This window comes from Nostoc sp. (assembly GCF_036917195.1).
Lineage (GTDB): Bacteria > Cyanobacteriota > Cyanobacteriia > Cyanobacteriales > Nostocaceae > Nostoc.
The window spans coordinates 16,088-42,331 of sequence record NZ_JBALDG010000065.1 but is presented as its reverse complement, the minus strand read 5'-3'; the positions used below and the strand labels follow the sequence as shown (position 1 = coordinate 42,331).

The following is a 26,244-nucleotide window of genomic DNA, read 5'->3' as shown; positions in this document are numbered from 1 at the left end:
TCCTCATTTAGATGTCTTTGCCCTTATTAATTATCTAAGTAATAACCCTTAAGCTTTATAAAAAATAGGTGTTATTATATATAATATGAAAATAAAAATAATTTTTTTGGTAAATATAGACAAATTAGAAGAAAAAGAAATATTAATAAGTTAGTTCTTTTGTTACAAATAGACATATGGCTTTTGATTTAGATGAAATTGTTCAACTAGATATAGCTCAAATGAATTTAAATGAAGTACATTCAGTAGTATTTAGTTTACATAAACCTAAAATTCCTTTTGTAATTTGGTTACTAGAGAACCCTAATAGTCTATTGGCGTTACCTGGAAAAATTAGTCTGCGCCATCATGATTATATTCACATACTTTTAGGTAGAGGTATTTCTCCTCAAGATGAAGCTTTTGTAATTGGATTTACAATGGGTAATGACTTAAAGACTAATAAACTACATTTATTCATCTATAAATTTTTTGCTAGATTTATATATCCATATCCTTATAATTTTTCTAAGTCAGATTTAATAATTTTTGATTTAGGTTTTATATATGGCAAAAGCATTAAAACAAAACAAATAAATATACTTGACTTTGAAAATTATAAAACTGAATCTGTAGGATATTTGAGAAATTTTTTTGGGATTAATACTGAGCATATAAAATTTATGTAATCAAATTAAATTTGGTTAGTATCTACTTTTAATATATCTAAAAAATACTATTAAAATGCACCTACCTTATAAAGTGAGATTCGTTGCCTCTCAACTAGTAACTGTAACAGTACTGCTGACATTACTCTTGTTTATTCCTCAAATTTGGCTCAACTGGCAAGCATATTATAACTTCAATAGTATTACTAAACATGAATTTAAACTACAAACGCTGAGTGATGAAATTACTTATCTTGATGAAGTATTAACGATGTCAGCCCGCATGAATGCTGCTACAGGAAACTCTACTTGGGAACAACGGTATCGCCAATTTGAACCTAAACTTGATATTGCTATTAAAGAATCTATTAAACTGGCTCCTAAAGCATATAAAAATGAAGATGCCCAAAAAATTGATGCTGCTAATCAGCGCTTGGTTATAATGGAATATCAATCTTTTGATTTAGTTAATAAAAATCAAAAAGAGACAGCGCAACTATTACTTTTCAGCCACGAATATGAAAATCAGAAGCACATTTACGCTGATGGTGTTGCAAAAAGAAACCGTAATATATCACTTGAGTTACAGCAGAAAGTTGATGAATATTACAAAAGAATATTTTGGGCAGTTTTAGAATCTATTATAAGTTTAACAATGCTGATTCCGGCATGGCTTTTAGTATTGCATTTATTGCAGCAATACTTAAAGGCTAAAAAAATTGCACAAGCCGCTTTAGAAGAAGCGAATTGTAGGTTAGAAATGCAAGTGTCGGAGAGAACGGCAAAATTAAAATACAAAAATTTTCAACTACAACAGACACTGCAAAAATTGCAATACACTCAAGTACAACTTATTCAAACTGAAAAAATGTCCTCATTAGGTCAGCTAGTTGCTGGTGTTGCTCATGAAATTAATAATCCAGTTAATTTTATTTCTGGTAACCTGCTCCATATTAAAGAATATAGTCTGCAATTACTAACTTTAATTAAACTGTATCAGCAAGAGTATTGTAATTATAACCCAGAAATAACTAGTCTGATTAAGAAGATGGATTTAGAGTTTATTATTGATGATATGCCAAAAATCTTATCCTCAATGGCAGTTGGTACTGAGCGCATTTGCGAGATTGTGCTAACTTTACGTAACTTCTCGCGTCTTGATGAAGCAGAAATGAAACCTGTTGATATTCATGAAGGAATTAATAGCACGCTATTAATTTTACAGCATCGTCTCAAAGAAAAGCATAAACAGCAAGAAATTGCAGTAATCAAAGATTATGGTAATTTGCCTCTTGTTGAATGTTATGCAGGAGGATTAAATCAGGTATTTATGAATATCTTCAGTAATGCTATTGATGCTTTATATGAACGGGAAGCAGAGTGTTTAAAAGGAGAGGTTAAAAAATACCATAGTTCTATTATTGTCCATACTCAAATTAAAAATGAAAAGTGCGTGATTATTAGTATTAAAGATAATGGATCAGGAATAAGTGAGGAAGTTAAGACTAGATTGTTTGACCCTTTCTTTACTACTAAACCTATAGGTAAAGGTACTGGCTTAGGATTATCTATTAGTTACCAGATTATAGTAGATAAGCATAAGGGAAAAATAAACTGTATTTCTGCACCTGGTAAGGGTACAGAGTTTGTGATTGAGATTCCTATCAAGCAGACACAGGAAGTAACTATATTAACACCAGATAGCAGGTCTAAATGATGCCGAAACTCTGGGCATCTACCCTATCTCCCTAATAATTACTAATAGAAAATCCCCGACGCGTGGGTTTAAGACTAGCTAACTCTACCTGAAAACTTACCTTGTCGCTCATTTCCCCACTTCTCGCTTCCAAAGTCCACTTACCAGGACGCAGATACCAAAATAAAGAATTAGCTGAGTTTGTATCTAACTTTTCACCATTCAGCCACCACTCTACAGGCGCAAATTTATTTCCCGCTAGCTTAAATTCCAATTTTTGCTTCGCTTCTTCACCTGGATACAGTAAGAATAAATCGCCATTATGCGGAGATAAAATTTTCAAATTGGTAGAAGTAAAATTTGATTGCTGTTGTTTTGCCAACCACTCATCATACTCTGGTGGTAAATTGAACTTGTTTTCTCGTTCGTAAGCAATTTTATCTTCTGGATAGAAATATTCCTGCACTACTGAGGTACAATCTGGTGTTGGTCGTAACCCAGAAATTGCACAAACAGGTAATTGCACTAAACCTTCTGGGGGTGGAAAACCTGCTGGTTCTTGATGTTCGTGCAGGTGTAACATAATCCGATTCCACAAAGGTGCTGCCCCTGTAACGCCTGAAACTTGTCGCATCGGTTCACCGTTGAAATTACCTACCCAAGTAGCGACGGTGTAATCTGTAGTAAAGCCAACTGTCCAAGTATCACGAAAATTGGAAGAAGTGCCAGTTTTAACAGCAGAAGGAAAGGGTAAATTTAACACAGAGTCTACACCAAACGCTGTGGCACGAGCATGGCTGTCACTTAGCATGTTGGTAATTAGTTGCCATATCCTCGTCGAATTTTGCGTTCGCGTAGCGTGTCGGAGACAAAAGTTGTAAGAAGAGTCTCCCTCCGTAGCAAACTTTTCAAAACTGATTTTAGATTTGGGACTTTCCTGCGGAACGCTACGCGAACGGCTTGGCTCAGTCGAACGATTTTGGATTGGGGAATTGGAAAATGTGCTTACTAAAGGAATGGCGTCTCCAAGTCGTGCCATAGTAACGTAAGCTCTAGCTAATTCCCATAAAGTGACTTCGCCACTACCCAAAGTCAAACCCAAACCATAATGTTCTGGTGTTTGATTGAGGTGTTCAAATCCCAGTTGATGTAGTCGTTCTAAGAAAGTTTCCACGCCTACCTTTTCTAATACCCGCACTGCTGGTACATTTAGGGAATTTGCTAAAGCGATTCGCACCCGCACTGGGCCAAGAAAGCGTTCGGTATAATCTGTTGGGCTATAAAGTTTCGCGCCGGGAATTGCATAATGGGCGGGTACATCTGCCAAAATGGTATTTGGGTGAATTAAATCTTTTTCTAAAGCTAATTCATACACAAAAGGCTTGAGAGTAGATCCTGGTTGACGTAGCGCCTGCACTCCATCATTGCGTCCCAGTTTTGCTTCATTAAAGTAATCAGGTGAACCGACATAAGCTAAAACTTCACCAGTGCGGTTATCAATCACCAATGCAGCTGCATCATGGACATTGTTCGCGGCTAAGGAAGAAATTACCTGCTGCACCTGTGCTTCGACAAACTGCTGTAAAGGACGATTTATAGTCGTGCGAATAACGGATTGATCCCCCCTAGCACCCGTTAATAAGGGGGAAACATAGCCCTGCTTTTCAAGGGAAGTTGGGGGAATCTGATTGGCTAACCAAAATAAAAAGTGTGGTGCAGCAATAATTCCCTGTTGGCGAGACTGAAACACAACCTTTTCAGTGTGTGTTCGGGCTGCGATCGCTCCACTAATATACCCTTCTTGTACCATCCGATTGAGGACGTATTTTTGTCGCTGTTTCAGCCGTTCCCAATGCTCATAAGGGTTAAAGTATGTGGGATTATTGGGAATGGCAGCCAATAAACTAGCTTGAGCAAGATTCAACTCACTAGCTGGGATGGAAAAATAAGTCCGCGCAGCTGCTTCTACACCATATATATTCCCTCCCATTGGTAGACGATTAATATATGCACAGAGGATTTCATCTTTGTTCATTCCTGCTGTTAACCGCCAAGATAGCCAAACCTCACTCACTTTACCAGAGAAGTTACGGGGGACAGGATCTAACATCCGCGCCAACTGCATGGTAATTGTGGAAGCACCGGAAACAATTCTTTTGGCATGGATTGCTTCTTTGCTGGCGCGGACTACTGCTTTCATATCCAACGCCCCATGATCATAAAAGCTGCCATCTTCGGCGGCTAAAATAGCATGGATAAACTGGGGAGAAACCTGATTTAGTGGTATTACTGATGTATGTTCTTGGTCACGGGTGAGCAGTGTTCCTAATGGTAAACCATTGCGATCGCTAAATTGCATTGCCAATTGATTTTGGGCAATATCTGCGGCACGAAGGGGCGCAAAATAAGGTAGTAAGCGTACCAATAGGCATATGAGCAGCCCAGCTAAAATAACTTTACTAGTTTTACGCAGTTTGTGCTTAATTTTGGTTAGCGATCGTGAAATTAGTTTCATCAGGGAATCCCCTGTCTAAGAAAACTTACCTTAATTTTCCCGCCGACTTACTTACATCAGTAAATATGTTAAATCCTTAATCATTCATTTTTCCTAACTTAGCAAATCTAAATTAATGTTTGCGAAATTTAAATACTTCTTTATAGTTAAGAATTGTAGTTATTTTTTGGAACAATCACAGTGAATTAGCTATCTATGTAAATAAACATAGTCAAATCCAAGTTGTGAGTATAAATAGCTAGTCAATGGGTGGACTTTATTAGTGTTGGCATTGCTCACTTAATGAGGGAGTGCAAACTTTTGTTGGCCATAATTTGTGAATTTTTAATTTTGAATTACTAAAAAGATGATTATCAGAGTTCTACTGCGTTTCCACCATAAGATTACTTATCGCGTCCTTGGCGTCTTTGACGGTTTGTTAAAAAAACTTAGCTATTATTGGAGCCGGAAGAGAACAATACAGTTTCTTCTTATTTTTACATTTATACTAGGGATGGCAGGGTGTAATTTTTTTGGTATCAACTCAAGTAAAGAACAACTACCAACAGTTTCCCCACTTACACCGCCGAAATTACCAGACTGGATTGAACAAATTAGTCCCATTGGGGATGCAAAATCTCTTAACCAAATCCGCATCCGTTTTAAAGAAGCTTTAATACCAGTTGAAAGTCTTGATAGCCCAGAACAGCAAAGATTATTACAAAAATTTGCCCTTTCGCCGCCTTTACCTGGTCAATTTCGCTTTTTAACACCGCGGATGGTAAGTTTTCAAGCTGATAAAGCATTGCCAATAGCGACAAGATTTCAAGTCACTCTCAAAGCAGGTTTAGCTGATTTAAAAAATCATCGCTTAGACAAAGATTTACCTTGGACTTTCAATACCGAATCTATCAACCTGAGTAATTTACCCGGTGTCAATCCCATTGAGAAAGCTGATGTTGAACCAATTGATTTACAACAAAAGTTACAGTTTACTTCAAATGTAGAATTAGATTTAGCTTCTGTACAAGAACATTTACAGTTAATTCCTGAAGGAAAAAATAAAGGTACAGGTTTTAAAGTTGAATTAAATAAAGAAGAAAAACCATTAAAAGAAGAAAATGAAGACCCTTTAGAAAAATTTGACCCTTTAGCGCGTAATTGGATTTATAATCTCATTCCACAGCAAAATCTCGAAAAAGCAACCCGTTATCGCCTGGTATTTGCTCCAGGAATACGTCCTGCTTATGGCAATCTCCCTACAGAGAAAGAATTTGCCACTAAGTTAGCAACTTATTCGCCTTTGGCATTTCAGAAAATTAACTTTTACGGACAGCCAGATGCAGGTGGAACTTTTGGAAGATTTCTTAAAGGCAGTCCGCAGCTAGAATTTAATAATGTCTTATTAGCAGATTCAGCTAAAGAAAATATTACCATTAATCCAGCCCCAAAAGCCATTTCGAGAATTCTGCAAGTAAACGATGAAGATAAAATTATCGGTATCAATCCTTATGCGCTAGAACCTGCCAAGACTTATACAATTACTATAGGTGCTAATCTCAAAGATAAGTTTGGGCAAACTTTGGGTAAACCTGTCACATTAAAATATGATACTGGAGATTTAGCTGGGGATATCTGGGTGGCATCAGATTTGAATATTTTCCCCACAGGTAAAGATTTACAGCTAAATATTAGTACCGGAAATCTCCCAGAATCTAAGTATCAAGCAGCTTATCGAGTAGTTAAACCAACAGATTTAGTCTATTTTAATAATAGTAATGATTTATTACCACAACCCTCTAATTGGCAAAGCTTTAAGGTATCAGGTAAGAAAAATCAATCAGTTGATATTGCTGTTCCTCTCCGGGAAAAAATAAGTGCTACTACGGGAATGTTAGCTTACGGAGTGCAAGCCCGGACTAATAAATATCAGGAGAATGGTAAGGAACTGTGGCGAGAACCGATAACTTATGGCTTAGTTGAATTGACGAATTTGGGCATATTTACTCAGTGGTTTCCTGAGTCAGGCTTAATTCGCGTCAATCATCTTACAGATGGTTCACCAGTTAAAAATAGCGCTGTTGAAATTTATCAATCAAAATTACAGGCAAAATCTCGTCCCGAACCTTTACCTTGTGCAACTGGTAAAACTGATGAAAATGGAACTTTTAGAATTGTCCGTGAAGGATTGCAGCAATGTTATTCTGGGAATGAAACCTCTAGTAAATCACCACAATTATTAGTAATTGCCCATGAAAATCAAGATTGGGCATTTGTCAGAACTGAAGAATATAGCGGCGTTTATGGATATGGCATTGATGCAGGTTGGCAAGCTAGTAAGCCAGAATCACGCGGGGTAATCTTCTCAGATAGACAGTTGTATCAACCAGGTGAAAAAGCTTGGTTAACTGGGTTTGCAGACTACTTACAAAATGGCACAATCCAGCAAGATAAAAATGCTGTTTACCAATTAACTTTGGTAAATCCTGATGGACAAAAGACCAATTTAGGTACGCAAACTACAAATAAATTCGGCACGTTTTCTCTAGAGTTGCCAATTAAGACTACTCAGCGCTTAGGCTACCATACAATCCAAGCGAAAGGGAAAAACGGGCAAGAAATTTCTGGAGAATTTCGGGTAGCTGAGTTTAAGCCACCCAACTTTAAAGTCGAACTCAACTTAGATAAAGAATTTGCTTTCATTGACGAGAAAGTTAATATTAATGCTAAAAGTAATTATTTATTTGGTGCGCCTGTAGAAGGTGGAGAAGCAAAATACTTTATTACTCGCCAGCAGGCTAATTTTATCCCTAAAGGGTGGGACGAATTTACTTTTGGTAGGCAATGGTTATGGCCTGAGGAAACTCCTACAATATCTAGTGATGTGTTACAAACTAATACCCAATTAGATGCTAATGGTACAACCAGCCAAACGGTAACAGTGGCTAAGGATTTACCATATCCGATGACTTACCAGGTGGATGTGCAAGTTGCAGATGTTTCTAATCTGTCTGTAGCGAATTCCAAAACTTTTACAGCCTTACCAAGTAATCGCCTTATCGGGTTAAAAAGCAATTTTATCACTGATGCTGGTAAGGCTTTTCCAATTGAAGTGGTTGTTACTGACCCTACAGGAAAACCGATAACAGGTCAACGGGTGCGTCTGGAATTACAACAGATTAAATACAGTAGTGTCACGCAGTTAGTGGAAGGTAGCCAAACACCAAAAAATCAAGTCGAATATAAGACAGTCGGACAAATAGAAATGACATCTAGTAGCAGTCCACAATCAGTAAATTTAACAGCACCAGAATCTGGTTCATACCGGATTATAACCAATTTTAATGATGCTAAAAGCGAATTAAGTGCCACAGATTTACAAATTTGGGCAACTGGGAGAAATCCAGTATTTTGGGGTTCTAGAGAACAAGATGCTTTAGAAGTTAAATTAGATAAAAAAGAGTTCAAACCAGGTGAAACTGCTACTGCACTAATTCAATCTCCCTATCCAGATGCAGAATTATACTTTGCTGTAATTAAAGACAAACCCCTTTATCAGCAGATTACCAAGGTTAAGGGAGGCGCACCACAAATTCAGTTTCAAGTTACCCCAGAAATGCTGCCAAATGCAGCCATCGAAGCTGTATTAGTAAGGCAAGGTAAACCTCTCAACCAAGTGGAACCAGGAAGTTTAGATAACTTGGTGAAGATTGGTTTTACACCTTTTAAAGTTAACTTAGAAGATAAGTATTTAAAGCTGCAAGTTAAGCCAGTGCAAGCATCATTAGAACCTGGTGCAGAGGAAACAGTACAGCTAGAACTGAAGGATAATCAAGGCAATCCCACCAAAGGACAGTTTACAGTCATGGTGGTGAATGAGGCGGTGCTACAACTTTCTGGTTATCGTGTACCAAATTTGGTGGATACAGTTTATGCAGAACAGCCAATATCTACTCGCTTTAGCGATAATCGACCAGATGTAATTTTACAACCACAAGATGTAGCTAAACCCAAAGGTTGGGGTTATGGCGGTGGTTTCTCGACTGGTGCAGCGAATACTCGCACTCGCACAGATTTTCAAGCCTTAGCTTACTACAATGGTTCTGTCCTCACCGATGCTAATGGTAATGCACAGATAACCTTTAAATTACCGGATGATTTAACTACATGGCGAGTGATGGTTGTCGCCACCGATGGAAATCTCCGTTTCGGGAATGGGGACGCGACGTTTATCACCACAAAGCCACTGCTAACTAATGCCATTTTGCCACAATTTGCCCGTCCAGGCGATCGCATCCTTGCTGGTTTATCCGTAACTAACAACACTGGGAATCCAGGAAATCTTTCAATAAATGGCGAACTTAGCACTAATGTGAAGTTTGCTGACAAAAACCCCACAGCTACTGCTTTGCAAACCAAAGCTGAATCCGCAACTCATGCTTATCGCTTTCCGATGGTGGCAGATAGTGTGGGAGTTGCTAAAGTTCGCTTTACCACTCAACTAAATGGTACAGCCGCAGATGCTTTTGAAGTACCTTTGGAAATTAAGCCAATTGAAATTACAGAACAAGTCGTTGAAACTGGTGTAACTGAAAAACAGGTGAAGATTCCTCTGAATGTTGATAAAAATATTTTCCCTGATGCGGGAGGTTTAGATATTCAGTTGGCGAGTACTTTGATAACGGAAATTAAAGCACCGGCAAAGCAGGTTTTGGAAGATGATGATTTGCCATTTACAGAACCTGCTGCAAGTCAGTTAATCATTGCTGCTAATCTCCAAAATCTTACACAAAAATATGGTCAGACCTTTGTAGAATTTAATCCTAGCCAACAGCCAAATCAAGCAATTGAAAAATTACAAAAACTCCAAATAGCAGATGGTGGTTTTGCTGCTTTCCCTGGACAAGAAAAATCCGACCCTTGGGTTTCTTCCTATGTGGGTGAATCTTTAGCTACCAGTCAGGTGTTCCCTAATTTAGTCGATTCTGCAATGATATCTCGCCTCAAAACTTATCTGCAAAAAGTCCTGGCGAATCCTGGCCAATACGAGTTTTGTAAACAGCTACTATGTAAAAGGCAACTGCAACTTAATGCTTTAATCGCTTTATCAGAACTAGGAGAAAAACGCAATACTTTCCTCGCAGATATTTATGAACAGCGTAATAATTTTGATGTAGTAACTCAAATTAAATTAGCACGATACTTATCTCAATTCCCAGAATGGCAAGACGAATCTCAACAACTGGTGAACAAGTTACAACAGAATATATATGAAACTGGTAGCACAGCAGTTGTAAGTTTACCAGCTAGTTGGGGATGGATGAGTTCATCTACCACAATGCAAGCACAAGCTTTACGCTTATTTATTGCCAAGCAGAGTAAACCCGAAGTTATAGATAAGTTATTCCAGAGTCTTCTCGCATTGCGACGGGATGGCACATGGCAAACTAACTATAATAATGCCCAAGCATTAATAGCTTTGGTAGAATATAGCCAACTGCAACCGACGCCACCTAATTTTGTTGCCACTGTGCAATTAGCTGGTAATAAGTTAGGAGAAAATCGCTTTGATGGCTATCAAAATCCTAGCTTAAAACTAAATGTGCCAATGAATCAATTACCTCGCGGGCGTCATGATTTAACACTGCAAAAATCAGGTAATGGGACTTTGCACTATCTGGTTGCTTATAATTATCGCTTGCAAGGAAATCAGCCAGGTAGGTTTAACGGTTTACGGGTAACACGGGAAATAAGCAAATTAAATGAAGAGAAAGTTTTACAAAAAACAGGTCTTTACGCTTTTGATAAACCGTTAAATTTAGCATCTGGACAGGTGTTTGATATTGGTTTAGAAATCATCGCTGATCATCCTGTGGATCATGTGGTGATTAAAGATCCGCTACCATCAGGTTTTGAGGCGGTGGATGCGAGTTTTCAAACTACCACAGCTGCATTACAAGCAAAAGCCGATAGCTGGGAACTTGGCTTTAGAAATATCTACCGCGATCGCATTATCGCCTACGCCGACCACCTGGAACCAGGAGTTTATAGTCTGCATTACTTAGTCCGTTCTGTTACTCCTGGTACGTTTTCTTGGCCTGGTGCCCAAGTTCACTTGCAATATGCACCAGAAGAATTTGGGCGTACTGCTGAGTCTACATTGATATTGGAGGATGGGAAGTAATTATTTATGTCATCTTTGGCTACAACAAATCTAAAAATCTTTCCAAGTCTATACGAGCTTGCTTTAAAATCTTAGCTAGGGTGGAACGCTTAACAGCCAAAGTTCGTAAGCTCACTTCAGGTTTTTAGGGAAACTATCAGCAAACCTTAGTCGATATTTATCGAGGCTATAAAACAGAGGGCTTCAAAATCGGCTTACATGTGTTGGATTTAAAGGATGTATTTGTACGGCTATAAAAGTCAGATAATAAACTTCCTCTGGCTGTGCAAAAGTTTGAGCCAGGGTAGTTCAGTTTTAGAGGCAGGTTTTTTCGCATAATTGTGATATTCCGCCTCAGATGTCACACTTGTCAATACCCCTTGACCTGAATGCTTACATTCGCTTTTTGGGAAAAACTTTTTGGTTTAGTGACTTCCAAAAATTAAATTACTCAATTCCTGTAATCCAATACGACTATCCGATTTCTTCTCCCCCTGCTTACCAAAACGATAGATTATTTTTTTATTTGGAAGTCCCTTAGTGAAGATGTTCTTTGCGCCAAGCCTGGGGAGGTAAACCGTGATGTTGGCGAAACTGGCGGGAGAAATGAGACACATCCTGATAGCCCAATGCTTTCGCTATCTTCTCGACTGTCTGATTATTATTTTGGAGTAAAGAACGAGCTCCCGCCATCCGGCGTTTGACAATCCAGCAGTTTACAGTCTCTCCTGTCCGCTTTGCTACTCGGTTAGTTAAGTAAGCAGATGAGTAACCAACAGCAAGAGCCACATCACACAAAGTAATTCCTTGATGATAATGGGCTTCGATAAAGTCGAAAACTTCTTTTAATTCAGGAATGCATGGAAAGATTGACTTATCAGCGATCATGGCTTCTCTACCAAAGGCTTCTCTACGAGAGGCTTCTCTACGAGAGGCTTCTCTACGAGAGGCTTCGCCAACGCCAACGCCAACGCCTCCAGCACTCGATATAGTATTATCTTCAAATACTGATTTTGTAGCTTTCTGGAATTGAATATTGCACCAGTATTGGAGGGTAGCTTGCTTTTCCAAGCGAGTAGCGATCGCTTTGAGCAATTCGTCTAGTGTAGAGGGTTTGCTAAGATAGTCGTCTGCTCCCAATTCCATAGCTTTGCGAACATCTGCTCTGGTACTACTGCCAGTTAAAAAAATGAAAGGAATAATTGCTGTAAGAGGATCTTGGCGTAGCGTAGTTAAAACGCTATAACCATCCATATCAGGCATCGTAATATCGCAAATCACTAAGTCGGGTATGCGCTTTTGCGCTTGCTGGATACCAGCAAGACCGTTGTCAGCACCTATTGTATCAAAACCTTTAGCCTCAAGACCCTTTAAATAAAGATTGCGGGTAACGTTGTCATCTTCAATGACGAGAATTTTATTTGACGATTCGGACATGATTTTCTATTAGTAGAACTTTTTGCAGAAGCTGCTTACTAGACTCTTTGGGAAATATATAAATAGGCATGAGAACAATTACTTTGTTCCCAGAGTTATAATTGTGAAGTTATTAATTAACAACTATCTTAATTTCAACATTCATAACTCGGAACTAGTAAACTCTGAGTTGATTAATGGGAACATCACAGTAAACGTAGTGCCTACACATATTTGACTTTCTACAGAGACTTGACCCTGATGTAAATCTACAAGAGTTTTAAGAATCGATAGTCCTAGTCCAGTACCAGGTATATGATCAATATTACTACCACGGTAAAATGGCTCAAATATTCGTTGTTGATCTGCTACTGAAATACCGATTCCCATATCTTTTACCTGGAAAATTAATTTTTCATTTTTGCAATAGAGTTTCAACTCAATTGCCATGTTGGAGGGGGAATATTTTATTGCATTGTCGAGCAAATTCTTCAATATAGGCTCTAACAATTTTTTATCTATACTCGCTGTTAGTGACTTATCTTGACTTACAAAATAAATCGGATTTTGGCTAACACTCATCTGCATTTGTGCAACTAAATCATTACAAAAATGAACTAACTCAAGTGGTTTTGGCTGAAAGTTTATTTTTGCTGATTCTGCCTTAGAGAAGAACAAAATATCATCCAACATCTGGCCGAGTTGTTCGGTGGCTTTTTGAATGTGATCGAGTAATGGTTGTATTTTCTTCTGTGTGCGTTTGTCTACTTCTTCCTTTAGTAAGCTATTAGAAAATGAAACAATATTTAGTGGAGTCCGGAATTGATGGCAAACCATAGAAAGAAAACGCGCTCTAAGTTCGCTAAGTTGTTTTGCTTGTTCTAAAGCTTGATTAAGACCTAATTCTGCATATTTGTAATCGGTAATATCGATACCTGCAATCAGTTCGACTGGCTTTCCTCCAAAATCCAAAACTCCATCTAGCATGGCAACCGCGCAGGCTAGCCAGCGCTCTGTGCCGTTTTTTGTCAAAATATTTATCTCTTGATATTCAAAGTTACCTGCTTCAGCCTGGTTGCGTACCTGCCTACGTTTTTTGCTTTTAATCAGTCGGCGCAGTTCAAAGCCTGTTAGCAGTTCCTCGGTTGTGTAGCCAGTGAGTTTCTCCACTGCTGGATTTATGTAGCAAAGTCGCGTGCCTTGAATCAGAAAAGTGCTAGCATCTGTCGTTTCTGCTAAAGTCCGAAATCTAGCTGCGTTCAACCGCAATGCTTCTTCAGTCTGTTTCGATTTAGTAATGTCCCAAATACTCCACACTCTACCAATAATTTTGTCCTCCAACAAGTGAGGTTTAGAGTAGTGGGCAAAAGTTCTCCCATCTTTCAACTCCAGAATGTCGTAGCTCTCGAAATCAGATTGGCTAGACACTTCCCAAATCATCCGACTAAACGCTTGTGGGTCTTTAAGTTGGTTCTCAAAAAAGGCTTTGCATCGAGGACATTTCTTAGATAGTATTAGGGACTCCGGGATTTGCCACATATCCACAAATTTCTGATTCAAGCTCAGAATATCTCCCTCAAAGTTAACTGCAACAATACCAATGGCAGTTGATTCCAGAGTAGAACGAAGTAAAGATAAAGATGTTTCTAGTTCTACTTCTTTTGCCTTGAGTTGAGAAAATTCCTGTTGCAAATTGTCTTTAGCATCCTTTAATTCATTAGTCCACTTTTCCACACTCAGTTCAACTATTTCATCAGCTTTCTCACGAGCAAAGGCACAGCCAAATTCTATATTTTGGTCTTTTACATAGCTGATGGATATTTCTACCAGAAAGATCCGACCTCTTTTTGTCCTGTAGCGAGATTTAAAGGTAAGGGAACCCTGTGAAATAATATCTGACCAATTGTGTAAAGAAAAGTCTACATCTATATCATGCAGCCTCATGGATAGTAATTCCTCACGGGAATACTCAGTCATCAGGCAAGTGGCATCGTTGACATAAAGAAACTGCGCGTTTGCTCCTAAACAGAAGGCAGCATCTACAGCATGATTTATTAGAAAGTGAGCAAACTTCATCTCTACTTCTGGTTGTAGCGCCGATTCAGTCTTTGATCTAGCTAATGTATAATCGCCAGAATTCATATTTCTACTTACTCCTAGTAATCAATCAGCACCATAGCTATTAATGAGTTAATAGTCATAACTTACTAAAATCTTTGGTGCACTGTTAGGCTGTTAAAAAATAAAAGGAGTTAGTAAATTAAAAAAGATTACTAACTTAACAAAACTTATCATAGCAATAAAATGTGAATTTTTGAACCAAATTTTCCTAAAAAAAAACTAAATATTTAAAAATTTTTCTTATTGACTTTAACAGTTTTTTATAGCAACACAAAACTTCGACAAATCAAATCCAGATTAGTCAATAAACCTTATTAGATAAGAGTTCAAAACTCTTAATCTATAAGTAGAAAAGATATTTTAAATTTAAACTAGCCCTGCACCAGAGCTAACTAATGGTTCATCAATCTAAAATACCTGGGTTTCAACTGGGGGAAAAGTTAAAGGATAGAAATTTTTATCCTTGCTGAGTGCCAGTCAAGAAAAAGTACTAAGTATTGATATATTTGGTAAGAGCAACGCTTTTCCTTTTGTCAGGAAAAGGTTGATACCCCGCCCCTTGTGGGCGGTCTTTTAACTCAGTACTCTTCATGCCGTGCTCTACTAGGATAGAGTCGTTTGATTTTCAACATAAATTAATTTGCAATGCTGGACTAGCCTTAAACAAACAAATTTTACTGAGCAAATTATTTTCTTAATTTATCTTAACTTACTCTCTCAGCAATTTAACTATAGAAAAATATGCTTAGTCATCCGTCGTAAGAAGTACATCTGTCTCGCAAAAATACGTATATTTTTAGGTATATGATGGTGTTTCTTTTCTCATACAGAAACGCTGTATTCTTATACTAAGTATATATTATTGGATTATATGTCACAAAAAACATTTTATAAACCAATTACATACTGAATGCTTAATCATCTCTCAAAGAAAATATAAAAAGTTAAGAAATAATGTCTTTATCGTTACAAATAATTGACCCAAAGAGTTTTTGGTAGCAATATAAAGACCGCTAAATCGACTCATGTTTTAATTCGGATAAAAAGTTGTCTAAGTCCTAAAGCAAAAGAATTGACAACCAGATCAAAAGATTTTCTATTGTAAATTTGGTAATGTACCGCTTCTGCGATCGCAGAATATCATTTTTTCAGAATGACTAAGTTGAAAATGTCGTAACCACGGTAAAAGCGAAAGAATTGATACCCTCATCAAAAGATTTTTTATTGCAAATAGGTTTTAATCATAGTAATTATCATAAGTTAAGAACCTGCCCAGGCGCTTAAATAAGTATGTTGGTGCAATTAAAGGTAACTATGTAAAGTTTTGTAAAGATAATGAGATGTGCTTGAGTTAAGCTTAGTTGCTCGTTTATATACCTTTACATGGTTTGATTTTTCCCTGCCAACCTACTTAATAAGCACTGTTGTCATTACAATAACAGCAAAAAATCTGACACCTTTTATCAAAAGATTTTTGATTGCACAACAGTCTTTATCTCCTTTATTCTGATCACAAGAAGCACAGTATTGATTGCTGTATGCTTTTCAAAAATCTTTGGTAGTGCGCTCACAAGCATCAATCAGCAGCAATTAACCGTTTCAATCGACCAAGCTAGATCATAGCTGTAAAAGCAACAGAGTTGTTTGTATTAAATATTGCTATTGCTGTGATTGTAAACTAAAAAGCCTTTGTGTAACTTCCTGTAATTATCTAAAACCAATGAGTAAAAACTATACTGGTTCAAACTCTCCTCTAATCACTACTGAGCCATACAAGGAAATTCCATCAAACATATATGTAGAGTCTGTGTCTGACATTTCGCATCAGCTTGATGGATCGGAGAATAACGGGGGAATTCAGCCTTTTTTAGCCAACGAAACAGCCCCAACGCTCTCAGTTGCCGATGCGATCGCTCAGATGTTGGAAAATTTGGGAGTAAGCTACGCTTTTGGTGTTGCCGGTGGTGCAATGGCAAGCCTTTGGGGTGCGCTGTCGAATAGCACTATAGAGGTGTTGAACTTCCGCCATGAAGCAGGAGCAGCATTTGCAGCGACTGAAGCATACTTTGCCAATAATCGCCCCACTGTAGTTTTTACCACAGCAGGGCCGGGGATCACCAACTCCCTCACCGGATTATTTGCGGCTCGTGGTGAAGGTGCAAAGGTGATTCTGCTGTCGGCTTGCACTTCAGCACCGCAGCGTGGACGTTGGGCTATTCAAGAAACTAGCACTTACACCTTGCCCAGTGGGGGAATTTTTACCCCAGGAGCGCTATTCAACTATGCAATCACTATTGAATCTGCGGCTCAATTACCACAGATTTTTCGCAAATTGGCTTTGGCTTTAGCGCAACCGGGCGGATTTGTCGCCCATTTGAGCATTCCCACAGCTGTGCAGACAAGTTTAGTTGAGGATATAGCTTTACCCCAACTAGATGTTTCTCCTTTTGCGATGACTGCTTCAAAAGAAGCGATCGCTAAATCTGTAGAGTTATTATCATCAGGCCCCTTTGCTATCTGGGTTGGTTTCGGTGCGCGTGATGCAGCAGACGAAATCCGCCAACTCGCAGAAAAAACTGGAGCAGCCGTCATGTGTTCACCCCGTGGTAAAGGTATCTTCCCCGAAGATCATCCCCAATTTGTGGGTGTCACAGGTTTAGGGGGTCATGCTTCCGTCTTGACTTATATGGAAGAGCAACTTCCACTACGCACACTCGTATTAGGAACCCGCCTTGGTGAACCAACTTCCTTCTGGAGTTCGGCGCTAGTTCCAAAAGGAGGTTTTGTCCATGTAGATATTGACCCAGAAGTGCCAGGAGTGGCGTATCCACACGTTGAAACTTTCGCGGTTCGGTCTGACATCAAATCCTTTGTGCAAGAGTTGTTGCAGCAATTGCCAGATGCTCCTCATTCCCCAATGTCGCTACCTCATCCAGAACACAAAGCAATTGAACCTCTTCTAGATGTAGATTATCCAGTGCGACCAGAAGTATTGATGGCAGCAATTCAAAAGATCATTGTTGAGGGTAGCGATGCAATAGTCATGGCAGAGTGCGGTAACTCCTTTACTTGGTCAACTCATCTACTGCAATTTGCCCAAGCCAATCGTTACCGAGTCAGCACTGGAGTTGGAGCAATGGGTCACGCCGTCACAGGAGTGTTGGGTGCAGCGCTAGCGAACAATGGTAAAGCTGTAGGTATTGTCGGCGATGGAGCAATGCTGATGAATAACGAAATCAGCACAGCTGTGAAACACAAAATTCCGGCGATCTGGATAGTACTCAACGATGCGCGTTACAACATGTGTCATCAAGGGATGAAAATCTTGGGATTAAAGGGTGCAGACGCAACAATTCCACCAACAAACTTCGCCATGATTGCTCGTGGTATGGGAGCAGAAGCGATTGTAGTCGTTAGAGAGTCAGATATCGAAGCCGCATTAGAACAAGCGATCGCTTCAACAGTTCCTTTTCTGATTGATGTAGTGATTGACGCTGATCGACCAGCACCATCTGGTGGACGTAATAAGAGTTTGGCAGCACAAGGAATTAAATCAAATTCTGCTAAAAATTCAGTCAAACAAGTTTCATTTCCAATGATTTGATTTCGAAAGCTGGCAATTTTATTCAAGTGTTAGAGATACTAAGACACTCGAATAAGGCGGAATTTACACCACAGTTTGGATTCGTCCATTCAGAAAAATATAAAGGATAAATTTGGAAGCTGCAAAACTTTATTTCAGCCAAAAAGTAACCTTTATAAACTGGGATCTGAAATTTGTGATTGTTGAAACCTAAATCTTTTTACTTCATACAATCTTAATCTTTGAGAGTGTTTTTGTGTCTATATCTTTATATTTTGTAATGGTCATTACTTTCTCTAACCAATTCCAAAGAATATCGAGAGGTGAAAATGCTACTATTTGAAACTGTTAGAGAAATGGGTCACGAACAAGTTCTCTTCTGTCACGGTAAAAATCCAGAAATTAAGGCAATTATTGCTATCCATGACACGACTTTGGGCCCAGCGATGGGAGCTACAAGACTCATGCCTTATGTCAACGAAGAAACTGCTTTAAAAGATGCGCTTCGTCTCAGTCGTGGTATGACATATAAGGCTGCGTGTGCTAACATTCCGGCTGGTGGCGGAAAAGCAGTCATTATCGCTAATCCTCAAAATAAAACAGATGACCTGTTGAGAGCTTACGGACGTTTTGTTAATAGCCTGAATGGACGTTTTATTACCGGACAAGATGTCAATATTACTCCTGATGATGTCCGGACAATCAATCAAGAAACTAAATATGTTGTTGGGGTATCAGAAAAGTCTGGCGGGCCTGCTCCCATAACATCACTAGGAGTTTTTCTAGGAATTAAAGCTGCTGTAGAGTCTCGTTGGCAAAGCAAAAGACTTGATGGAATAAAAGTTGCAGTCCAAGGTCTAGGAAATGTTGGTAAAAATCTTTGTCGGCACTTACATGAGCATGAGGTAAAGCTTTTTGTTAGCGATGTAGATCCAGTCAAAGCGGAAGAGGTAAAACGGCTTTTTGGCGCAACTATTGTAGAACCAACCGAAATTTACTCTCTTGATGTAGATATTTTTGCCCCTTGCGCTTTAGGAGGAATTCTTAATAGTCATACAATTCCTTTTTTACAAGCTTCTATTATTGCTGGTGCAGCTAATAATCAATTGGAGAATGAGCAATTACATAGTCAAATGCTTGCTAAAAAAGGAATTCTTTACAGCCCTGATTATGTAATTAATGCCGGAGGACTAATCAATGTTTACAACGAAATGATTGGTTATGACGAAGAAATAGCTATCAAACAAGTGCATAAAATTTATGACACGCTATTAGCAATTTTTGATATTGCTAAACAACAGGGAATTACCACCAACGATGCTGCTAAACGATTAGCAGAAGAGCGGATTAACAGAGGTAAACAAAACAAAAATAAGGCGATCGCAGCTTAATTGTTATTATCTTAAGGAGTGAGAAGTGGAAAAAAATACCTTTGCAACATCAGCTTACATTGCTACTTCACCAGAGAAAGCCTTTGACTACCTTTGTAGTTTAAAGAACTTGGATGAATGGACGCTTTATAGCCGGATGAAAGAGCAAATTGATGAAGATACCTGGCTGGGAAGTGCATCTGGTTATCACAAAAATCTCTATTATCACGTTAAAAAACTAGAAAACCAACTGTTTTATGGCATTGAGTGGCACTGTGGGTTAGAGTATCAGAAATATTTTCAGGTTTACCCTGTTTTACTGTTTCCTACAGACTACATTGAGCCTGGGACAGATGAAAAAGGTGTGTATTTTCACTGGTTGAGTTTTGTTGATCCAAAACGGCAGACTCAGATGATTATGCAGGGAATTCACACAGTACATACTTCCGAGTGTCGGTCTTTAAAAGGTAATTTGGAACGCAAGACTGGTCTTACCGCAGCAGCCAAAGGAAAGCACTTTATTGATACTGACACTATCTATGTTGATGCTCCCATTGAAATCGGCATTGAATACTTAAAAGACTTACAAAACATAGATGAGTGGGCGCATCTACTGCGACCAAATGGTGAGATTAATCTTGAATCAGGTGAATTCAAGGATGAATATGACCAGAAAGTAAAAGTTTCTGTGCGAGTTCATAGTTTGAGTAAATACTACTTAATCGAACAAGAACACTTTTATCCAGACTACGAATATTATCAGCGTTCTGTAGCGCTACTCATCCCAACCGCCTATGCTTTCGCTGATCCCGAAGCTTCTGGTTTTATCCTACATCGGATCACATTCTGGAAAACAGATGGGACTGTTAGCCACGGCAAACTTCAAATTGAAGATTTTGGCGCTGAGAGCATGAACATCAAACGTTTGCTTGAAGCCAAAGCTGGCAATCTCCAATCATTTGATAGGGGAATGAGCTATCTGCCAAAAATTCAAGAATCACTAACTATTAATTACTAATTAAAACCTCCGTATTCCCTGCGTTTAAAAATTACCCCTGAATTCCTCACGATTTTATCCAAAGCTGTATTGCAACACATGAAACTGAAGCCACTTACTATTACTTTTCTCACTTTTTGTGTTGCCACTTTCTCTGGAATGAAAGCTGCCTCAGCTGGATCATTTTCGGTAATCGCCAATGGTCTATATAATGCCGGAGGTTTGAGCTTTGGCCCTGATGGTAATCTCTATGTTACAGAGGCGGGAATAGGGGGAAGTGGAGCTTGTGTTCCACCACCAAGTGGTCAAGGCGGTTCTTTGTGTTATGGCAAAAGTGGTGCAGTTACCAAAATTGAGAATGGTAAGACAGAGCGGATACTTACAGGACTCCCTTCTTTAGCATTACCAGATGGTAGTGGAGGCGCTGGCCCTCGTGACATCAAATTTGATGCTACAGGTAAACCTTATGTTCTGATTGGGTATGGGGCTAATCCAGCCTTCCGCGATCGCAATTTAGGTAACACTGACCTCGGTAAAATCATCGCTCCCGATTTTAATACCAATTCCTGGACGACTATTGCTGATTTAGCTAACTATGAACTCGCCAACAATCCCGATGGTGGTGATGTCGATAGCAATCCCTTGGGTTTGCTAATCGATGGCAATAAGTTAGTTGCATCTGATGCAGGTGCAAACGACTTACTCAGTGTTAACACTGATGGGAGGAATTTACAGGCAATTGCTGCGTTTCCCCAAGACATATTGACTAATCCTATCTTTCCACCCTCCGGTACCCCATCCAACGAACCGGCACAGGTGCCATCTCAAGGTGAAGCGGTGCAATCACAGTTTGCAACTCAAGCAGTACCCTCAAGTGTGGCAAAAGGGCCTGATGGTGCTTATTATGTCAGCCAATTTACTGGTTTTCCCTTCCCAGAAGGTGGGGCAAAAATCTATCGAGTTGGTGCTGATGGCAAGCCAACAGTCTTTGCAGATGGTTTTACACAACTCACAGACTTGGAATTTGATCCTGAGGGCAATTTGTATGCTTTGCAGTACGCCAATCAGTCAGCCTGGAAGGGTAATTTTGATGGTTCTGTAATCAAAATAGCTACTGATGGGACACGCACAACTCTTCTGAGTGGCAATGGATTAGAGTCACCTAGCGCCTTGACTATTGGTTCTGATGGTGCAGTATACGTCACAAATCGAGGCGATCGCCCAGGACTTGGACAAGTTCTCAGAATTGAAAATACCAAATCTGTCCCTGAACCTGATTCTGCTTTAGGTGTATTAGTGATCGGTGCTTTGGGCGTTGGTTTGTTGCACAAGAAGAGAACTACCCAACCACCCATAGATAGAGTTGTGGCGCTCAAGTAAAAAGTTTCAAACCAATATCAGTGCCTCTCAAAAGGGCATTGTCTACTCTGCGTTTCTTAAAGACTGAGATTCGTTGTCTTTAAAACCATAAAAGTTTCCACTTATTTAATTCTCAATCTCCAAAGGTATGAAACTCAAGTCATTTGCTCTTACATCTGTTACATTTTGTTTTACCGCTATTTGTGGAACACTATCTGCACAAGCTGCAACCCTAACGCCATATACCAGTGGGATCAGTAATGCACGAAGTGTTAGCTTTGGCCCTGACGGCAGTATGTACGTAGCAGAGCCAGGTATCGGAGGAAACGGAAATTGCCAACCATCTCCGAGTACGCTGTTTCAGCCTATCTGTGCTGGTAACACTAGTTCACTCGTCAAAGTTTCACCAGACGGCACCCAACAGCGTCTACTTAATAACTTTGAGTCTCTAGCAGAACAACCTTCAGGCAATCAAGGGGCCGGTATTGAAGACGTGCAATTTGACTCTAAAGGAGATGCTTATCTTCTGACTGGGTATGCTGGTTATCCAGGAAACCGTGATCCAGAAGCATTTAAACTAGGTACTCAATCCCCTATCCCACAAAATCAACTTGGTAGTTTTCCGCCATCAACAGCCGATAAAGTACTGAATACCCCGCTTTTAGCACAACTGTACAAAGTTGACTTGAAGACGGGAGCGCTCAACAGTATTTTTGACTTTGCCAAGAATGAAATCACCAAAAATCCAGACAAAGGGGATGTGGTTACCAATCCCTATGATCTGACTATTAATGGCGATAATGCTTATGTTGTTGATGGGGGTGGGAACGCTGCTTACAAAATTAAACTTGACGGAAGTAAGTCTGAGGCGATCGCAATTCCGAAAAACATCATTAGTAAGTCAGATTTGCCACCAGGATTACAATTACCTCCTGGGCTATTAGAGGAGCTTCCAGGAGGAAAAACAGCAATTCAATCAGTACCCACAGGTGGCGCAATTGGCCCCGATGGAGCTTTATACGTTGGCGAATATACGGGTTTTCCTTATCCAGCAGGTAAATCACGGATTTTCCGTATTGGCGACGATCTCAAACCAGAAGTTTTTCTGGATGGATTTACTCATATCACCGACCTAACCTTTGATGAAAAAGGCGATTTGCTCGTCTTACAGTTCAGCGACAAGTCCCAGTTAGGGGGTGACATCACAAATCTACCTGGTTCTCTGATCCAAGTTGCTCCTGATGGCACTCGCACAACACTTGTTGCAGCAGGTCAAGGGTTAGATTCGGCTGATGGAATTGATATTGGCCCTGACGGCAAGATTTATATTACCAATCAGGGTGTCGGCAAAGGACGAGGGGAGGTTGTTCGGGTGGATGGTATCGTTACGCAAGTAGTCCCCGAACCTGGTTCAATAGTTGGCTTATTAGTACTTGCTGGTGTAGGGGCAACTGCTGCTCGTGCCAAGCGCAAACGCCAAGAAAAGTTGGGTGAAGAGTTGCTAGCCAAAGCAGAGACTCTCTAATTCCTCTTTCCCTGGCTCTGTCAGGGAATGCTTACAAAATAGGCTGCTGCCTCACACAGAAAGTTGCATTTCAAACAAGAGGCAGCAGCCCAAATTTCCGGGTTCCCAAACTAGGACTGGGAACAAAATTAGTCTAGGAAAAAGTATAACTCATACAACCAGGACTTCAAACTCATGGGTTTAGTCAAAAATTTGTCAATCGGCATTCTCGGTACTGGATTCTTGGTGTTGGCAACAGCAGCCCAAGCCAAGGCTGTAACATTAACTTACGACAGAAGTATCGGCGAACCAGGCTTCGGCCCTGGGCAACTGTTTGTTCCCCAAGGCATAGCGGTGGATGACCAAGGGAATACCCTCATATCTAACGGACGCGGTGTTAACCCGGATGGTACTCCTAACTACAACCTCGGTGACAAAATTGAAAAATTTAGTCCAAGCGGTCAGTATATTGGAGCAATTGGCTCCGGCGGCACAGGACCCGGACAGTTTGACGAGCCAACAACTGTAGACTTTAATCCCGTAACAGGGGATTTGTATGCAGGTGATGTTTACAACAACCGCATCAATCAATTCGATCCTCAGGGTAACTTTATTAGATCCTTTGCAAACGGAGATTTTACCCCTCGTATAAATGATAGGCTTTTCTTTGGACCATCTGGTGTAACATTTGACAAAACTGGTAACGTTTACGTTGGTGATTTCAACGGCGAAAGAATCCTTAAATTCACACCTGACGGAAAGCAAATTGGTGTCATTGGTGGCACTGTGGGCACTGGACTTGGAGAAACTCAAGGTGTAGCAGGTATAAGAATTTCCCCAGTCAGTGGAAATATCTTTCTAGCTGACCAGTATAACAACCGCGTTAAAGTACTCGATCCAAATGGTAAACCTCTGTACACATTTGGTTCAGCAGGTAGCGGACCTGGACAGCTTCTTAACCCAATTGGTATCGAAGTGGACGACCAAGAGAATGTTTATGTAGCTGATGCTATCAACAGCCGCGTTCAGGTATTTGATAAAAACGGTAAATTCTTGACTTCCTACGGTCAACCAGCCCTAGATGCATCAGGCAAACCAGTCCCGCCTCCAGGATTAACTGACCCCCCATTTGGCAACCCCCTCGACCTCACTCCAGGCAAATTTAACTGGACGGGTGGGACAGCCCTTAAAGATAACAAGCTTTATGTGGGCGATTTCTTCCAAGGTCGCGTCCAAGTGCTAAACGTAGAGGGCAGAACTCAAGTACCTGAATCTAGTTCAATATTGGGTTTAGCATTACTTGGATTTGGGGCTGCTACCGTTACATTGAAGAAACGTGGGCAACAAAAGCCAGTCTTCAGTTTAGAGAAGGAACTGCAAAAACAGTGCTGAGTTTTGATGCTTGAATAATAGTTTCGTAGGGTAGGTTAGCCAAGGGTATAACGCACCATCTCAATAATTTTGGTGCGTTACGCTTCGCGGTAACACACCCTACTGGCTCCCCTAATAAATTTTCAAAACAAGGGAGATAAAAACTGGGTAACACAACAAAGCCAACATTATCAAGGTGCTTCCAGGACATTAACAGCTCATGCACATTCTGATTTATTCATATAACTATCATCCAGAACCAATTGGTATTGCACCTTTGATGACTGAACTAGCAGAAGGGCTGGTGAAGCGAGGGCATCAAGTGCGGGTAATCACAGGTATGCCTAACTATCCTCAGCGCCAGATTTACGATGGGTATCAGGGTAAGTTATACGTTACTGAACAGAAAAATGGTGTCAGAATTCAACGTAGTTACCTGCGGATTAAGTCTAAACCTAACCTTCTAGATCGGCTACTGCTAGAGTTGAGCTTTGTCTTTACGAGTTTGCCACAAGCGCTCAAGGGCGAACGACCTGATGTAATTCTTTCAACAGTACCGCCACTATTAGTTTGCTTACCTGCAACCTTAATAGGTTGGTTATACAACTGCCCAGTAGTGTTGAATGTGCAAGATATCCTCCCAGAAGCTGCCGTGCGTGTTGGGCTAATTAAAAATAAGTTGATGATTCTCGCTTTGGAAGCGTTAGAAAAATTTGCCTACCGAACTGCACATACCGTTAGCGTGATTGCCGATGGCTTTGTAGATAATTTAATAAATAAAGGTGTACCTGCTAATAAAATTGCCTGCATTCCCAATTGGGTGAATCTAAATTTTATCCGCCCTTTACCGAAGGATAAAAATTCTTGGAGAGCTAGCCATCAACTCGATGGTAAATTTGTAGTACTTTATTCAGGTAATATTGCTCTGACGCAAGGTTTGGAAACAGTAATAGAAGCAGCAGCTCACTTGCGTCATCTAAAAGAAATTGTCTTTGTTATAGCTGGGGAATCCCAAGCTCTCGAAAGGTTGCAAAAACATTGTCTTGCTTGTGGAGCAGATAACGTTTTGCTTTTACCATTGCAACCGCGAGAAAAACTACCACAAATGTTAGCAGCCACAGATGTCGGGTTGATTGTGCAAAAGCGCAATGTGATTTCCTTCAATATGCCTTCTAAAATACCACTGCTGTTAGCCAGTGGTCGCCCAATTGTGGCTTCAGTTCCCGCCACTGGGACTGCTGCCAAAGCTATCCGAGAAAGTAACGGTGGCATTATCGTTGAGCCAGAGTCGGCAGATGCTTTGGCAGCGACGGTATTGGAATTATATAATCAGCCAGAATTAGCAGCGCAATTAGGGCGTAGAGGAAGAAAGTTTGCGGTAGAAAACTATTCCTTTGAGCAAGCATTAGATCGGTATGAAGAGTTATTTTCTGATGTAATTGCCAAAGGAGCAACAACTTTGGATATCTTGCCCGAAATGAGTTCTAAAGAATCACTTGTTGATATTTGAAAATTGGGGACAG

The 26,244-nt window shown here is 39.9% G+C and carries 13 protein-coding genes; 10 read left to right on the top strand and 3 right to left on the bottom strand.

All coding sequences use genetic code 11. From position 1 onward, the window contains the following. Window positions 1–176 precede the first annotated feature (176 nt). Together V7K40_RS20185 and V7K40_RS20180 are read left to right on the top strand one after the other, a co-directional pair. The gene (locus tag V7K40_RS20185) at window positions 177–668 is read left to right on the top strand and encodes a hypothetical protein (RefSeq protein WP_334962787.1); all 492 of its coding nucleotides are present in this window, start codon (window positions 177–179) and stop codon (window positions 666–668) included. 55 nt (window positions 669–723) lie between these two features. Next, window positions 724–2,364, top strand: a complete 1,641-nt coding sequence (locus V7K40_RS20180) for an ATP-binding protein (RefSeq protein ID WP_334962785.1) — start codon at window positions 724–726, stop codon at window positions 2,362–2,364. A gap of 31 nt (window positions 2,365–2,395) precedes the next feature. Here the strand turns inward: V7K40_RS20180 and pbpC are convergent, their stop codons facing one another. After that, the gene (pbpC, locus tag V7K40_RS20175) at window positions 2,396–4,858 is read right to left on the bottom strand and encodes a penicillin-binding protein 1C (protein WP_334962783.1); all 2,463 of its coding nucleotides are present in this window, start codon (window positions 4,856–4,858) and stop codon (window positions 2,396–2,398) included. 493 nt (window positions 4,859–5,351) lie between these two features. On the opposite strand from pbpC, the gene V7K40_RS20170 reads away from it, so the two are divergent. Then, window positions 5,352–11,021: an alpha-2-macroglobulin gene (locus V7K40_RS20170; protein WP_334962780.1), complete on the top strand. Its 5,670-nt coding sequence runs from the start codon at window positions 5,352–5,354 to the stop codon at window positions 11,019–11,021. Between the two features lie 516 nt (window positions 11,022–11,537). Here the strand turns inward: V7K40_RS20170 and V7K40_RS20165 are convergent. After that, the gene (locus tag V7K40_RS20165) at window positions 11,538–12,437 is read right to left on the bottom strand and encodes a response regulator transcription factor (protein ID WP_334962778.1); all 900 of its coding nucleotides are present in this window, start codon (window positions 12,435–12,437) and stop codon (window positions 11,538–11,540) included. A gap of 141 nt (window positions 12,438–12,578) precedes the next feature. Next, window positions 12,579–14,558 (bottom strand): scytonemin biosynthesis sensor histidine kinase, encoded by a 1,980-nt coding sequence (locus V7K40_RS20160; RefSeq protein ID WP_334962776.1) that lies wholly within the window; start codon window positions 14,556–14,558, stop codon window positions 12,579–12,581. 1,699 nt (window positions 14,559–16,257) lie between these two features. On the opposite strand from V7K40_RS20160, the gene scyA reads away from it, so the two are divergent. The 7 genes from scyA (at window position 16,258) to V7K40_RS20125 (ending at window position 26,231) form a co-directional block, all read left to right on the top strand. Continuing rightward, window positions 16,258–18,141 (top strand): scytonemin biosynthesis protein ScyA, encoded by a 1,884-nt coding sequence (gene scyA / locus V7K40_RS20155; protein WP_334962774.1) that lies wholly within the window; start codon window positions 16,258–16,260, stop codon window positions 18,139–18,141. Between the two features lie 308 nt (window positions 18,142–18,449). Continuing rightward, on the top strand, window positions 18,450–19,511 hold the full coding sequence (gene scyB, locus V7K40_RS20150) for a tryptophan dehydrogenase ScyB (protein ID WP_334962772.1): 1,062 nt from the start codon (window positions 18,450–18,452) through the stop codon (window positions 19,509–19,511). A 25-nt stretch (window positions 19,512–19,536) separates the two neighbouring features. Continuing rightward, entirely contained in the window at window positions 19,537–20,508 is a 972-nt protein-coding gene (gene scyC, locus V7K40_RS20145; protein ID WP_334962771.1) for a scytonemin biosynthesis cyclase/decarboxylase ScyC, read from the top strand. Between the two features lie 78 nt (window positions 20,509–20,586). Beyond that, window positions 20,587–21,867: a ScyD/ScyE family protein gene (locus V7K40_RS20140; protein WP_334962769.1), complete on the top strand. Its 1,281-nt coding sequence runs from the start codon at window positions 20,587–20,589 to the stop codon at window positions 21,865–21,867. 127 nt (window positions 21,868–21,994) lie between these two features. Then, window positions 21,995–23,371, top strand: a complete 1,377-nt coding sequence (locus V7K40_RS20135) for a ScyD/ScyE family protein (RefSeq protein ID WP_334962767.1) — start codon at window positions 21,995–21,997, stop codon at window positions 23,369–23,371. A gap of 174 nt (window positions 23,372–23,545) precedes the next feature. Beyond that, window positions 23,546–24,742, top strand: coding sequence for a scytonemin biosynthesis PEP-CTERM protein ScyF (scyF, locus tag V7K40_RS20130; protein WP_334962765.1), 1,197 nt, complete (start codon window positions 23,546–23,548; stop codon window positions 24,740–24,742). A gap of 199 nt (window positions 24,743–24,941) precedes the next feature. Beyond that, window positions 24,942–26,231: a glycosyltransferase family 4 protein gene (locus V7K40_RS20125; RefSeq protein ID WP_334962763.1), complete on the top strand. Its 1,290-nt coding sequence runs from the start codon at window positions 24,942–24,944 to the stop codon at window positions 26,229–26,231. Window positions 26,232–26,244: the final 13 nt, after the last annotated feature.